Genomic DNA, 13,136 nt, shown 5'->3' with positions numbered 1-13,136 from the left:
GCATAACAATGCGACAACTCGACAAGGATAGTTATCTTGCGCATTTTTTCCCGTATTTTACTCCTGATACTCATCGCCCTCGGCCTGATCCTGGCCGTGGTGCTCTATTACACCATTAACCCCAAGCTGCCGGACTACGTGCCAGTGCAGCAGGTGCACTATCAGGATCAATGGAGTGCCGCTGACCGCCAGGTCTATTACTTCACGCCCCAGGGCACCCAGGTAAAAGGCCTGCACTACGACTGGTTCACCGCACTGGAGTTGCCGTTCTCCGAGCAACGCTTTGCCGCGCCGCAGTACCTGGCGCGCTTCGGCTTCCTGGTCGACCCCAAGCAGCTTCCCACCACACAGAACCCAGGCAACCTGCCAGTGGGTTTCGCCCGACACCAGAACGCCGACAGCAAGGTTCAGTACCTGGACATCACCTGCGCCGCCTGCCACACCGGCGAACTGCACTTCAAAGGCCAGGCCCTGCGCATCGACGGTGGCTCTGCGCAACATGTATTACCCTCCAGCGTCCCTACCTTGCGCGGCGGCAGTTTCGGCCAGGCGCTGGTCGCCAGCCTTGCCGCTACCTATTACAACCCGTGGAAGTTCGAGCGCTTCGCCCGCAAAGTCTTGGGTGACCGGTACGATGCCCAGCACGACCAACTGCGCAAGGACTTCAAGCAATCGCTGGACCAGTTCCTCAAGGTCGCCTGGAATGACACCCATCGCGGCCTCTACCCCACCGAAGAAGGTCCCGGCCGCACTGACGCCTTTGGGCGCATCGCCAATGCAAGCTTTGGCGACGCCATTTCCCCAGGCAATTACCGCATCGCCAACGCGCCTGTGGACTACCCGCAGTTGTGGGATATCTGGACCTTCGACTGGGTGCAATGGAACGGCTCGGCCCAGCAACCCATGGCGCGCAATATCGGTGAAGCCCTTGGCGTCGGTGCGACCCTGGCATTCTTCGACAGTGCTGGCCAACCGCTCCAGGGCGATGCCCGCTACCCGTCGAGCGTGCGGGTGCGCGACTTGCACCTGATCGAAGAAACCCTGCAACGGCTCAAGCCGCCAACCTGGCCGGAAGACTTGTTCGGCGCCATCGACAAATCCCTCGCCGCCCAGGGCCGTGCACTCTTCGCCGAAAATTGCGCTGGCTGCCACGTACCGACTGTTACCGAGGAAAACGGGCGCCCAGTACAGCAATTGAAAATGCTGCCTGTGGACTACATCGGCACCGACCCCGGCACCGCCAGCAACATTGCCGACCAGCGCTACGACCTCAGTGCCCTGCAATGGGACCCGGCCGAACTGGCCCAGCTGGATGTCCAATTGCACCCCACGCCTACCGCGCCGCTGGAGCTGAAAAACATGTCCGTGGCCCAGGGCCTGGCCTACGTCACTGCCTTTGTCGAAGAACATGCCTACCGCGCTGCCGGCGTGACCCCAGCGGAGCGCCCACAACTGGACGGATTCGGCCTGCCCATCGGCGTACGTGAATTACGTGCCTACAAAGCGCGGCCGCTGGCAGGCGTATGGGCCACCCCGCCGTTCCTGCACAACGGCTCGGTGCCGACGATCTACCAACTACTGTCGCCCCAGGACGAACGCAGCACCACCTTCTACAAGGGCACCTTCAATTACGACCCTCGCCACCTGGGCTTTGAAAGCGCCGCCTTCAAGAATGCCTTCCTGTTCGATACCCGGATCACCGGTAACCACAACAGCGGCCACGAATTCCGTGCAGGTGCGCGCGGCAATGGCGTCATCGGTCGCGGCTTGTTGCCGCAGGAACGCTGGGCGCTGCTCGAATACCTCAAAGTGCTGGGCGGCCCGCTGGAGCATCAACTGCCATGATTATCCGATCGCAAAACAAGGACCGTTCCATGCTCGCTCGTTTGTGGCTGCGCCTTGGCGCCTTTCTCGGCAAAACCCTGCTGTGGCTGCTGGGCCTGGGCTTGCTGGGGTGGCTACTGGCGACCCTCTGGTTCGCCTGGCGCCACAGCGGCCCGGTGTCACCGGATGAGCAGATCCCACCGGGTGAAGCGGCCATGACCCAAGGCATCATCCAGACCGCAGTCCGCATCGTCGACCAGCATCGCGAAGGCACCCGATACCTGCGCGATGCCCACGCCAAGGCCCATGGCTGCGTGAAAGCCGAAGTCAGTGTGCTGGCCGATCTCGACCCAGCATTGCGCCAGGGCGTGTTCGCCGAACCGGGCAAGACTTGGGAGGCGACCATGCGCCTGTCCAACGGCAACGCCTACCCGCAGTTCGACAGCATCCGCGACGCCCGCGGCATGGCGATCAAGCTGCTGGATGTGCCCGGCAAACAGCTGATGGCCGACCAGCAAACACGCACGGAGCAGGATTTCGTGATGTTCAGTCATCCGAATTTCTTTGTCACCGATGTAGCGGAATATGCGCAGAACATCGGCGCGCAGGCGGACGGCAAGAAGGTCCTGGCATTCTTCCCCAAGCTCGACCCGCGCAGCTGGCAAGTGCGCCACCTGTTTATTGCCCTGGCCACCCTGGCGCCCGCACCCGCCAGCCCGACGCAGACCACCTACTTCTCCGTTTCGCCCTACAAGTTCGGTGCGGCCAACGCCAAGTTCCGCGTCGCGCCAGACCCGCAAAGCTGCCCGGACTATGTGCTGCCTAAACAGAATCAGGCCCTGCCGAACTTCCTGCGCAGCGCCCTCACACAACAACTGTCCACCGACCGTGTAGCGGCGTGCTTCGTCCTGCAGATCCAGCGGCAGAACCCGCAAAAGTTCATGCCCATCGAAGACACCAGCATCGAATGGAAGGAAAGTGACGCAGCCTATGAAACCGTGGCGAAGGTCAGAATCCCCGCCCAGGACTTCGACACGCCCGCGCAGAACCTGGCCTGCGACAACCAGTCGTTCAATCCGTGGTTCGGTCTAGAAGCACACCGCCCTATTGGCGGCATCAACCGGTTGCGCAAGGCGGTGTATGAAGCGGTCAGTGATTACCGTCACAGCCGCAACGCGCCATAGATCAACCGGGGAAAGCAGGAAATAGACGCCCGGCGACAAAGTCCACGAACACGCGGATTTTTGGTGACAAATGCCGGCTTGACGGCCACAGCGCCCAGAATTGCCCTTGGTCGCTGCACTGGTCGTCCAGCTCACTTTCCAGCCGTCCTTGGGCCAAGGCTTCGCGCGCCAGGAAGTCCGGGACAAAGGCGATGCCATGTCCATCGATCGCGGCCGAAAGTATGGCTTCCATGTTGTTCAAGATCATTACGCCAGGCAGGCGCAATTGAATAAAGGCAGGGTTGGCAGATAAGGTCCAGTCCATGAGTTTACCGGTGGTGGCAAATCGATACAGCAGGCATTCGTGCTGCTCAAGATCAGCCACCACCTGCGGCCTACCCTTGCGCTGGAAATAACCCGGCGACGCACACAGCAAGAACCTGAAGGGCCCCAGCCTGCGCGACATCAATGTCGAGTCGGCCAGGGCGCCACTGCGAATCACCACGTCAAAGCCCTCCTCGATCACATCCACCAACAGATCATTGAAATCCAACTCCAATTCGATGTCTGGATAGGCGTCGCGAAACGCCTGCATGTGCGGCATGAGGAAGCGATAGCCAATGGTCGGCAGGCTCACACGCAAGCGGCCACGAGGTTGCTGCACGCTGTCACTGAGCATGGCGCGAGCGTCTTGCAGATCGTCGAGAATTTTGCGACAGCGCTCATAGAACAACTGTCCTTCGGCAGTAAGGCTGACTTTGCGCGTGCTGCGGTGCAGCAACCGTACATTCAGCGAAGCCTCAAGCTTGGCGACATTTTTGCCGACTGCCGACGCGGAAATACCAAGGCCACGGGCCGCCCCAATGAAGCTGAGCGCTTCGGCCGTTTTTACGAACGAAATAACACCGCTAAGGCTGTCCACAGGCCAATTGCATCCTTTTTATCCATTATTATCGGAATATAAGCCTGTTTATTCATGATTACATCCTCAATAGAGTGACTGTTACCTTTCCAAGGACAACAGACATGATCACCTCTATACGACCAGCGCGGGTGACCCTCGCCGCGATTTGCCTCGCAGCGCTGGTGCTGCCCTTAAGCTTCACCGGCGGAGCAGTGGCTACGCCATCCATTGGCCGGGCATTTGCAGCCACACCCACGCAACTGGCCTGGGTCACCAACGCCTTCATGCTCAGTTTCGGCAGCCTGTTGATGGCAGCGGGCACATTCGCTGACCTATACGGACGCAAGCGTTTGTTTATCAGTGGCATGAGCGTTTTTGCAGGCGCCTCCCTACTGCTGGCTGGAGCGCCCGACCTCGTTTGGCTGGACCTGCTTCGCGGCGTGCAAGGTATCGCCGCGGCTGCGGCGTTGGCCAGCGGTTCGGCGGCACTCGCACAAGAATTCGAAGGCCATGCCCGCACCCAGGCGTTCAGCTTGCTGGGCACCACGTTCGGCGTTGGCCTGGCATTCGGCCCGCTCTTGTCAGGACTGCTGATAGAGACGCTGGGCTGGCGCGGGATCTTTCTTTTCACTGGCCTGCTGGCGGTCGTCTCATTGGTGTTCGCCGTGCCAAACATGCGTGAAAGCCGCAACCCCCAAGCCCAACGGCTGGATACGCTGGGGGTAATGACGTTTTCCGGTTTGCTGATCGCTTTCACAACGGCAGTGATTCTGGCCCCGGGGTATGGCTGGGACAATTGGACGATACACACACTGCTGGGCGTATCAATCGTGTGTGCCATGGCGTTTGTCCTCGTGGAAACGCGCACGCAACAGCCCATGCTGGAACTGCGAATGTTTCGGCTCCCACGCTTCGTGGGCGTGCAGATCCTGCCGATTGGTACCTGTTACTGCTACATCGTGCTGATCGTGTTGCTGCCAATTCGTCTGATTGGCGTTGAGGGCGCCAGCCCGTTCCAAGCGGGGATAACAATGCTGGCACTGACTGCGCCGATGCTGATTGTGCCGCTTATTGCCGCGTCGCTGACCCGCTGGCTGCACGCCGGCTCACTGTGCGCCCTCGGCTTTGTAATGGCAGCGGTAGGCCTTGCCTGGATGAGCAACGTCAACACCCATGGGCAGCTCATCGCCGCCATGCTACTGACAGGTGCGGGTACTGCAATCCCTTGGGGCTTGATGGATGGCATGGCGATAAGCGTGGCACCAAAGGAGCGAGCCGGCATGGCGGCGGGGGTTTTCAACACTACACGCGTTGCCAGTGAGGGCGTGGCGCTCGCCATTACCATGGCGGTGTTAAGTGCACTGGTGGCCCGCCACTTGAGCGCGGGCACCACGGCCAGCGCTGCCTCGAACATCGCGCAACACCTGGTGATAGGCGATCTGCAACATGTAGGCCAGATCCCACTCGCGCAATTGCGCACAGCCTACGCTTCGGGATTCAATACTTTATTGCAGCTATTGGCGGCGTTCACCTTGATCACTGCCGTAATCGTTTATCTTTTTCTTGGCAGGCAACCTGCAGCAGCGGCCGCAGCACATAAAGAATGCGTAACAAGCAGCCGGGCGCCGTAAGCATTGCGTCAGCTCTATTGAGCGGCCTTCAGCCCGTCTCTACCGTGATGACCTATCCCATCATTGCGTAGGAAGCCACAGTGGAAAGCTCAACCCTCGGCATGATCGTACTGACCATAATCGCCGTGTTTGGCACGGCATCCTTCTGCTTCGAGCACCTGGCAAGGCGCCCGCGGCGCAAGAAAAAAGCTGAATAAACAAATCACAGACGAAAAAAAACCCGCTCAATGAGCGGGCTTTCTGTGGCGGCCTGGCGTTCAGTGCTCCAGGTTGCCGAATATGGCGCAGCGGACGGGACTCGAACCCGCGACCCCCGGCGTGACAGGCCGGTATTCTAACCGACTGAACTACCGCTGCGCGTAAAGCGAATGGTGGGTGATGACGGGATCGAACCGCCGACCCTCTGCTTGTAAGGCAGATGCTCTCCCAGCTGAGCTAATCACCCTTCGTTTCGGTGTGGGCGGCATCATACACCAAAAATTCGCAATGTCTTGATTTAAATGCACTTTATTTTAAATATTTTCTTGACCCAAGGTTAACCCGAATAAAAACGGGCTTCTGCTCCTGTAAACGCGAGTCTATTGCGTTTACCCAGCGCTTGGCTGCACAATTAAAAACCATTCTCAATAACGCCCGAGCCACGCCTATGCCTGTGGGTGAACCGCCATTCCAACGGGAAATTACCCAGCTCTACAACGAGCATCATGGCTGGCTGCTCACTTGGCTGCGGCGCAAGCTGGGTTGCCGGCAGAACGCCGCCGATTTGGCGCAGGATACCTTTGCACGCATCTTGAACGCGCGTGAAACCGTGGCCGGCATTCGCGAACCCCGGGCTTACTTGAGCACCACCGCCAGGCGCCTGCTTATCGACCAAGCGCGACGCAGACAGATTGAACAAGCTTATCTGCAGGAATTGGCCCTCACGGTGGACGCGCTCGAAGGTGTTCAATCCCCAGAGCAAATCCACACAACGCTCGAGGCCCTTGAGCAGATTGCGTTTATCCTGGAAGGCATGCACGAATATTCACGCCAAGCTTTTGTGCTGTATTACCTCGAAGAATTGACCCAACAGCAAATCGCCCGGCAGCTCAAATTGTCAGAGCGTACTGTGCGCAAATACCTGATCAAGGCGCTCATGCATTGCAGCCACAGTATGGACACCTGATTGAACATGCCCGACCCACAACAAAAAATCGAAGAGCAGGCCGCCGACTGGCTGCTGCGCCTGCACGAGGGCGAACTGAACGACACCCAGCGACTGGCATTTGAACGCTGGAAACAGCAAAGCCCGTATCACGCTGCAACCGCCGCTCGCATGGAGGCCGCCGTGGCCCATATGCAGGCACTGCACGACAAGAAAGCACCGTCCCGAGCGGCGTTGAACGCAGCCTTCGCCCCATCCGAGAAGCGACGCGGCAAAAACACCCTACGGGCACTGTTATTGGTGTGCGGCCTGGCGATTCCAACGACGGCAATGCTCGTCAGCCCTTATCCGCAGCAGTGGCTGGCCGATATACGCAACGGTCCGGACCAATGGCAAACCCTGCAACTGGCCGACGGCTCAACCTTGACTCTCAACGGTATCAGCGCGGCAAACCTGCATTTCGATGGCAAACAGCGCCGTATCGAACTGCTGCAAGGCGAAATCCTGGTGCAGGTGGCCCACGACAACACTCGGCCGTTTATCGTGCAAACCCCTCAAGGCACGCTGCGCGCACTGGGCACGCGGTTTGTGGTCAAGCGTGTGGGTGACATCACCGTCCTGAGCATGCTCGAGTCCCGGGTAGCCGCCCATAGTGCGAACGGCCAACAGACACTGGAGGTCGACGCAGGCTCGCAGGCCACAATGCGCTCGAACGAGGTGCGCCTGGCCGGCCCCATCGATCCAGCGAGCATTAATGAAGCCTGGCGCCGCCATCAATTGGTAGTTGAGAACCGCCCCTTGCCCGAGGTGCTGGATGAAATTGCCAGGCATCGCGCCGGCCGCGTGCAATTTGATCGCCATGCGCTGCAATCCCTTCGCGTATCTGCCGTGATCCCGCTGGATAACAGCGACCACGCCTTGAAACTGCTGGCGCAAACACTGCCGATCCGGATACAGACCTTCACCCCATGGCTGGTCGTGGTAAGCCCTCGAGACAAGAGCCAATGAATAATTATTCGCATTTGCTTCCGGTTTTTAAGAAGCTGCCCGTCAAGGAGGGTAATTGAACCCATAAAGGACTGCCTTCACCATGTACGCCCCCTCCCACCTGCGTGGACGCTTTCGGCTATTGAAATGCGCACCGCTATCCTTGGCCATACTCACCACTTGCACACTCAATACCAGCCTGGTCCAGGCGGAGGCAGCCAGCATCGCCGCCCAGGCTTATGACATTCCTGCCGGGCCGCTGGGCAGTTCGCTCAACCGCTTTGCCCAGCAGGCCGGAGTCGCTATCGTGTTCCAGTCCCACGAACTGGAAGGTGTCAAGGGCCCAGGCCTGAAAGGCGACTACGGGGTTCAGGATGGCTTCGACAGGTTGTTGCGAGGCAGTGGTTATCGTGCGGTAAAAGGCGATCGGGGCTATGCGCTGCAACCTGCCCCCGTTGCGGGCAACGACACACTGGAGCTGAGCCCCACCGAAGTCAGCGCCAACCAACTCGGCAACGTTACCGAAGGCACCGGCTCCTACACGCCCGGCACGATCGCGACTTCCACGCGGCTGGTGCTGACCCCCAAGCAAACCCCGCAGTCGGTATCAGTGGTTACTCGCCAGCACATGGACGACTTCGGCCTGAACAACGTTGACGATGTGATGCGTCACACGCCAGGCATCACCGTTTCAGCCTTCGACAGCGAGCGCAGCAACTACTACGCCCGGGGCTTTTCGATCAATAACTTCCAGTACGATGGCATCCCGTCCACCGCGCGCAACGTCGCGTACTCGGCGGGCAACACCTTGAGCGACATGGCGATCTACGACCGCGTCGAAGTGCTCAAGGGTGCCACCGGCCTGCTCACTGGCGCAGGCTCATTGGGTGCAACGATCAACCTGGTGCGCAAGAAACCTACAGCGGATTTTCAGGGGCACGCGACCCTCGGCGCTGGGTCCTGGGACAATTACCGCAGCGAGCTGGATGTCAGCGGCCCGATGACTGAGAGCGGCAATGTGCGTGGTCGGGCAGTGGCCGCCTACCAGGACAAGCACTCATTCATGGACCACTACTCACGCCAAAGCCCGACGTACTACGGCATCATGGAGTTCGACCTGTCACCCGATACCCTGCTGACCGTAGGCGGCGACTATCAGGACACCTTGCCACGGGGCTCATCATGGTCAGGCAGCTTCCCGCTGATCAACTCCAAAGGCGACCGTAACAGCGTCAAGCGCTCGTTCAATAACGCCGCCGACTGGAGCAGCTGGGAACAATACACCCGCACCGTATTTGCCATGCTCGAGCACGATCTGGGTAATGGCTGGGTCAGCAAATTGCAACTGGACCACAAGATCAACGGCTACCACGCCCTGATGGGCTCGATCCAGGGCAACTACCCGAACCCGGACGGCACCGCCCAACTGACTTCGGGCAAGTACACCGGGGAAACCGTCAGCGATTCTGCCGACCTGTACGTGAGCGGTCCGTTCAGCTTGGGCGGGCGCGAACACGAACTGGTACTGGGCGGCTCCATCAGCGCCTCAGAATGGAAAGGCAAAGGCTACTGGAACCTCTCACCCAATATCGTCGACTTCAACAACTGGCACGGCCACGCAGCCATACCGGATTGGGGCAAGGCCCAATTGTTGATCGATGACACCGTGCGACAGACCGGCGCGTATGTGACCACACGCCTGAATCTCGCCGACGACCTCAAGCTGCTGATGGGTGGGCGCGTGGTCAACTACCAGGTCACAGGTTATAACCCCAACTACCGCGAGTCTGGACGGTTCGTGCCCTATATCGGCGCGGTCTACGACTTGAACGACACCTACGCGGTCTACGCCAGCTACACCGATATCTTCATGCCACAAGAGAATTACAACCGCGATCGCGACAACAAACTGCTTGAACCGGATGAGGGCCAGAACTGGGAACTGGGCGTAAAAGCCGAGTTCCTCGACGGGCGTGTCAACGCCAGCGCGGCCTACTTTGAAATCCATGAATCCAACCGCGCACTCTCGGATGACGAGTACAACAACCAGACGCCGACCCCGAGCAACTACGCCTATAAAAGCAGCAAGGCCGTCACCAAAGGTTATGAGCTGGAAATGTCCGGCGAGATTGCCCCCGGCTGGCAACTCCAGGCTGGCTATACCCACAAGGTCGTGCGCGACGACAAGGACGTGAAGATCTCCACGTTCGAACCCGAAGACCAGGTTAAGCTGTACACCACCTACAAACTCAAGGGCCACCTGGACAAGCTGACCGTTGGCGGTGGCGTGCGCTGGCAGAGCGTCGGCTGGCAGGACATCTACAACGACCCCCACAAGCAATACGAAGAGTTCTCCCAGGACGCCTATTGGCTGGTCGACGTGATGACACGCTACCAGGTCAGCAAGAACCTGTCGGCGACGCTGAACGTCAACAACCTGTTCGACAAGCACTATTACACCAACATCGGCTTCTATAACTCCGCCGCCTATGGCGAGCCTCGCAACTTCATGGTCACCACTCGCTGGGATTTCTAACGCCTCATAAAAAAGCCGCCGATCATCGAAAATGATCGGCGGCGGCGTTCCCGGCTATTTGCAAAAACCCAGACAGCAAAAAGCCCGCTCAATGAGCGGGCTTTTTGTGGAAACCTGGCGTTCAGCATTCCAGGTTACTGAATATGGCGCAGCGGACGGGACTCGAACCCGCGACCCCCGGCGTGACAGGCCGGTATTCTAACCGACTGAACTACCGAAGCGAATGGTGGGTGATGACGGGATCGAACCGCCGACCCTCTGCTTGTAAGGCAGATGCTCTCCCAGCTGAGCTAATCACCCTTCGTTTCGGTGTGGCGCGCATTCTACGGAGCGACCCTAAGTCTGGCAAGCACTTTCTTAAATCTTTTTTTTCAGCCCTTCCAATGGCTTAGGCAGGGTTGGCCTGGGGCGTGATCAAGAGAATAATGCCCCCCTTTGTATAGAGGAGAGACTCACCCCATGTGGTTCAAGAACCTGCTTATCTATCGCCTGACCCAAGATCTGCCTGTTGATGCCGAGGCGTTGGAAGCGGCCATGGCCACCAAGCTGGCGCGCCCTTGTGCAAGCCAGGAGTTGACCACTTATGGTTTCGTCGCACCTTTCGGTAAAGGTGAAGATGCTCCCCTGGTTCACGTCAGCGGCGACTTCCTGCTGATCGCAGCGCGCAAGGAAGAACGCATCCTGCCGGGTAGCGTGGTGCGTGATGCACTCAAAGAGAAAGTCGAAGAGATCGAAGCCGAGCAGATGCGCAAGGTCTATAAGAAGGAGCGCGACCAGATCAAGGATGAAATCATCCAGGCCTTCCTGCCCCGCGCCTTTATCCGTCGCTCGTCGACCTTCGCCGCCATCGCGCCGAAACAGGGCCTGATCCTGGTCAACTCGGCCAGCCCCAAGCGCGCCGAAGACTTGCTGTCGACCCTGCGTGAAGTGATCGGCACCCTGCCAGTCCGTCCGCTGACAGTGAAAACCGCACCGACTGCCATCATGACCGACTGGGTCACCACCCAGAAACCGGCCGACGACTTCTTTGTCCTCGACGAATGCGAACTGCGCGACACCCACGAAGACGGCGGTATCGTGCGCTGCAAACGCCAGGACCTGACCGGCGAAGAGATCCAGCTGCACCTGACCACCGGCAAGGTCGTGACTCAATTGTCCCTGGCATGGCAGGACAAACTGTCCTTCATGCTCGACGACAAGATGACCGTCAAGCGCCTGAAATTCGAAGACCTGCTGCAAGACCAGGCGGAACAGGACGGCGGCGACGAAGCCTTGGGCCAACTGGATGCCAGCTTTACCTTGATGATGCTGACCTTCGGTGAGTTCCTGCCGGCGCTGGTTGAAGCGTTGGGTGGTGAGGAAACCCCACAGGGCATCTAAGCCATGTGAAGATCAAAATGTGGGAGGGGGCTTGCTCTCGATGGCGGTATGTCAGCCAATAGATGTGTAGCTGACCCACCGCTATCGGGAGCAAGCCCCCTCCCACATTTGATCGCATTGCCAACTAAAAAAACTAACAAAAAGGATGCCCCCATGCGTGCACTCGCCGCCTTGAGCCGCTTCGTCGGCAATACCTTCGCCTACTGGGTGTTGATATTTGCCGTACTGGCCTTCCTGGAACCCGGTTGGTTCATCGGCCTCAAAGGCGCCATCGTCCCCCTGCTGGGCCTGGTGATGTTCGGCATGGGGTTGACCTTGAAACTCGAAGACTTCGCCGAAGTCGCGCGCCACCCGTGGCGCGTGGCCTTGGGCGTGGTCGCGCATTTTGTGATCATGCCCGGCGTGGCATGGTTGCTGTGCCAGGTGTTCCATCTGCCGGCGGAAATTGCCGTCGGCGTGATCCTGGTGGGCTGTTGCCCAAGCGGCACCTCGTCCAACGTCATGACGTGGCTGGCCCGGGGCGACCTGGCATTGTCGGTGGCCATTGCCGCTGTCACCACCCTCCTCGCCCCGCTGCTCACCCCGGCATTGATCTGGCTGCTGGCCTCGGCCTGGCTGCCGGTATCGTTCATGGAACTGTTCTGGTCGATCCTGCAAGTAGTGCTGTTGCCGATTGTGCTTGGCGTAGTCGCGCAACGCGTACTGGGTGAGCGGGTTCGTCATGCGGTGGACGTGCTGCCCCTGGTATCGGTGGTCAGCATTGTGATTATCGTTGCCGCGGTGGTTGCCGCAAGCCAACAGAAGATTGCCGAGTCGGGCCTGCTGATCATGGCCGTGGTGATGCTGCACAACAGCTTCGGTTACCTGCTGGGCTATTTCACCGGGCGCCTGTTCAAATTGCCCTTGGCGCAACGCAAGTCGTTGGCCCTGGAAGTGGGCATGCAGAACTCCGGGCTGGGTGCCGCGTTGGCCAGTGCGCACTTTTCGCCGCTGGCGGCAGTGCCAAGTGCGTTGTTCAGTGTCTGGCACAATATTTCCGGAGCACTGCTGTCGACCTACTTCCGCCGCATGAGCGAAAAGGAAGACCGCCGCGCACTGGAAAGCGCGCCGTAACTTGATCGTCTGATCCGATTTCGGCACTCTACCAAGCTTCGCGGGGACGACCTCGCGACGCTATCAAGCGCTTACTCAGGGGACGACCCCACTTTGTAGAAGCGAGGTCATCATGTCCTGGATCATTCTGTTTTTTGCCGGGTTGTTTGAAGTCGGCTGGGCCGTGGGTTTGAAGTACACCGACGGTTTCAGCAAGCCACTGCCCACCGCCCTGACAATTGCCGCCATGGCGGTCAGCCTGGGGCTGTTGGGGCTGGCCATGAAGGAGTTGCCGCTGGGCACTGCCTATGCGATCTGGACCGGCGTGGGTGCGGTAGGTACCGTGATCGCCGGGATTATCCTGTTTGGCGAATCCATGGCGCTGTTTCGATTGGCCAGTGTGGCGTTGATTATCTGCGGGCTCATTGGGCTCAAGATCAGCACTTAGACCGCTACCACCATCGAGGGCAAGCCC

10 protein-coding genes and 3 tRNA genes are annotated in these 13,136 nt (G+C 59.3%); 9 read left to right on the top strand and 4 right to left on the bottom strand.

Features of this window, described 5'->3' with window-relative positions:
- The first annotated feature begins 36 nt into the window (after positions 1-36).
- Positions 37-1,845, top strand: a complete 1,809-nt coding sequence (locus ASD70_RS09555) for a c-type cytochrome (RefSeq protein ID WP_056846308.1) — start codon at positions 37-39, stop codon at positions 1,843-1,845.
- Between the two features lie 29 nt (positions 1,846-1,874).
- Entirely contained in the window at positions 1,875-3,008 is a 1,134-nt protein-coding gene (locus ASD70_RS09550) for a catalase family protein (protein WP_056846327.1), read from the top strand.
- A 1-nt stretch (position 3,009) separates the two neighbouring features.
- Here ASD70_RS09550 and ASD70_RS09545 read toward each other — a convergent pair whose 3' ends face one another.
- On the bottom strand, positions 3,010-3,909 hold the full coding sequence (locus tag ASD70_RS09545) for a LysR family transcriptional regulator (RefSeq protein ID WP_056846307.1): 900 nt from the start codon (positions 3,907-3,909) through the stop codon (positions 3,010-3,012).
- A gap of 104 nt (positions 3,910-4,013) precedes the next feature.
- Here ASD70_RS09545 and ASD70_RS09540 point away from each other — a divergent pair, with 104 nt between their 5' ends.
- The gene (locus tag ASD70_RS09540; RefSeq protein ID WP_056846306.1) at positions 4,014-5,522 is read left to right on the top strand and encodes an MFS transporter; all 1,509 of its coding nucleotides are present in this window, start codon (positions 4,014-4,016) and stop codon (positions 5,520-5,522) included.
- 280 nt (positions 5,523-5,802) lie between these two features.
- On the opposite strand, the gene ASD70_RS09535 is transcribed toward ASD70_RS09540, so the two are convergent.
- Together ASD70_RS09535 and ASD70_RS09530 are read right to left on the bottom strand one after the other, a co-directional pair.
- Positions 5,803-5,879: transfer RNA gene (locus ASD70_RS09535), tRNA-Asp, on the bottom strand.
- 12 nt (positions 5,880-5,891) lie between these two features.
- A tRNA-Val gene (locus tag ASD70_RS09530) sits at positions 5,892-5,967 on the bottom strand.
- Between the two features lie 201 nt (positions 5,968-6,168).
- Here ASD70_RS09530 and ASD70_RS09525 point away from each other — a divergent pair.
- The 3 genes from ASD70_RS09525 (at position 6,169) to ASD70_RS09515 (ending at position 10,189) form a co-directional block, all read left to right on the top strand.
- Positions 6,169-6,687, top strand: a complete 519-nt coding sequence (locus ASD70_RS09525; protein ID WP_046069037.1) for a sigma-70 family RNA polymerase sigma factor — start codon at positions 6,169-6,171, stop codon at positions 6,685-6,687.
- Positions 6,688-6,693: 6 nt separating this feature from the next.
- Entirely contained in the window at positions 6,694-7,674 is a 981-nt protein-coding gene (locus ASD70_RS09520; protein WP_056846326.1) for a FecR family protein, read from the top strand.
- Between the two features lie 82 nt (positions 7,675-7,756).
- Positions 7,757-10,189, top strand: a complete 2,433-nt coding sequence (locus ASD70_RS09515; RefSeq protein ID WP_056846305.1) for a TonB-dependent siderophore receptor — start codon at positions 7,757-7,759, stop codon at positions 10,187-10,189.
- Between the two features lie 224 nt (positions 10,190-10,413).
- Here ASD70_RS09515 and ASD70_RS09505 read toward each other — a convergent pair.
- Positions 10,414-10,489 (bottom strand) — tRNA-Val (locus ASD70_RS09505).
- Between the two features lie 159 nt (positions 10,490-10,648).
- Between ASD70_RS09505 and rdgC the strand changes: the two genes are divergently transcribed.
- The 3 genes from rdgC to sugE all read left to right on the top strand — a co-directional run bounded on the left by rdgC (position 10,649) and on the right by sugE (position 13,109).
- The gene (gene rdgC / locus ASD70_RS09500; protein ID WP_003172886.1) at positions 10,649-11,569 is read left to right on the top strand and encodes a recombination-associated protein RdgC; all 921 of its coding nucleotides are present in this window, start codon (positions 10,649-10,651) and stop codon (positions 11,567-11,569) included.
- A 153-nt stretch (positions 11,570-11,722) separates the two neighbouring features.
- A complete protein-coding gene (locus ASD70_RS09495) occupies positions 11,723-12,682 on the top strand; it encodes a bile acid:sodium symporter family protein (protein ID WP_046069039.1) in 960 nt (319 codons plus the stop codon).
- A gap of 112 nt (positions 12,683-12,794) precedes the next feature.
- Positions 12,795-13,109 carry a quaternary ammonium compound efflux SMR transporter SugE gene (sugE, locus tag ASD70_RS09490; RefSeq protein ID WP_010211634.1) on the top strand — a complete coding sequence of 105 codons (315 nt, stop codon included), beginning with the start codon at positions 12,795-12,797 and terminating at the stop codon, positions 13,107-13,109.
- Positions 13,110-13,136: the final 27 nt, after the last annotated feature.

Source organism: Pseudomonas sp. Root569, assembly GCF_001427465.1.
Taxonomy (GTDB): Bacteria; Pseudomonadota; Gammaproteobacteria; order Pseudomonadales; family Pseudomonadaceae; genus Aquipseudomonas; species Aquipseudomonas synxantha.
Note: the sequence above shows the minus strand (reverse complement) of the source record. Positions and strands in the feature narration are given on the sequence as shown.

Coding starts and splice junctions, on each gene's coding strand:
- rdgC (WP_003172886.1), top strand. CDS start 10,649: ATGTGGTTCAAGAACCTGCTTATCTATCGCCTGACCCAAGATCTGCCT.
- ASD70_RS09520 (WP_056846326.1), top strand. CDS start 6,694: ATGCCCGACCCACAACAAAAAATCGAAGAGCAGGCCGCCGACTGGCTG.
- ASD70_RS09495 (WP_046069039.1), top strand. CDS start 11,723: ATGCGTGCACTCGCCGCCTTGAGCCGCTTCGTCGGCAATACCTTCGCC.
- sugE (WP_010211634.1), top strand. CDS start 12,795: ATGTCCTGGATCATTCTGTTTTTTGCCGGGTTGTTTGAAGTCGGCTGG.
- ASD70_RS09515 (WP_056846305.1), top strand. CDS start 7,757: ATGTACGCCCCCTCCCACCTGCGTGGACGCTTTCGGCTATTGAAATGC.
- ASD70_RS09525 (WP_046069037.1), top strand. CDS start 6,169: ATGCCTGTGGGTGAACCGCCATTCCAACGGGAAATTACCCAGCTCTAC.
- ASD70_RS09550 (WP_056846327.1), top strand. CDS start 1,875: ATGCTCGCTCGTTTGTGGCTGCGCCTTGGCGCCTTTCTCGGCAAAACC.
- ASD70_RS09540 (WP_056846306.1), top strand. CDS start 4,014: ATGATCACCTCTATACGACCAGCGCGGGTGACCCTCGCCGCGATTTGC.